The 400-nt window shown below is 53.5% G+C and carries 1 protein-coding gene; it reads left to right on the top strand.

Translation table 11 applies throughout. The features are described 5' to 3' along the window. Window positions 1-136 precede the first annotated feature (136 nt). Window positions 137-400 (top strand): transposase (locus HBA93_RS19045; protein ID WP_221724344.1); only part of this gene is annotated, 264 nt, incomplete at its 3' end.

The raw sequence follows: 400 nt of genomic DNA, 5'->3' as shown, positions 1-400 counted from the left end.
CTGATTACTGGTAATATGGTATCAGTCAAGTGGGATTAAATAAGTTTAGTAGAAAACTGACTTTTCTGTGTTGCCGAGTTGGTTTTTGAACCTCCCCTGCTTTGCCGGAGACCCCATCTCGTGAGAAGTAGGGTCTATGACAAGCAAGACGACGAACAAATTCTCTCCTGAAGTTCGTGCCCGCGCCGTTCGGATGGTGACGGAGCATGAAGCCGAACATCCCTCCCGCTGGGCGGCGGTATCATCGATAGCGGCCAAGATCGGTTGCTCGGCGCATACCCTTCATGAATGGGTGAAGAAGGCCGAGGTCGACAGCGGCAAGCGTGCAGGTTTGCCGAGTGACGTAGCGGAGAAGATGAAGGCTCTGGAGCGAGAGAACCGCGAGCTTCGTCAGGCGAAT

It is taken from the genome of Ochrobactrum sp. SFR4 (assembly GCF_019730395.1).
Classification (GTDB): domain Bacteria; phylum Pseudomonadota; class Alphaproteobacteria; order Rhizobiales; family Rhizobiaceae; genus Pseudochrobactrum.
The sequence above is the reverse complement of the archived record's forward strand: the minus strand, read 5'-3'. Positions and strand labels throughout refer to the sequence as shown.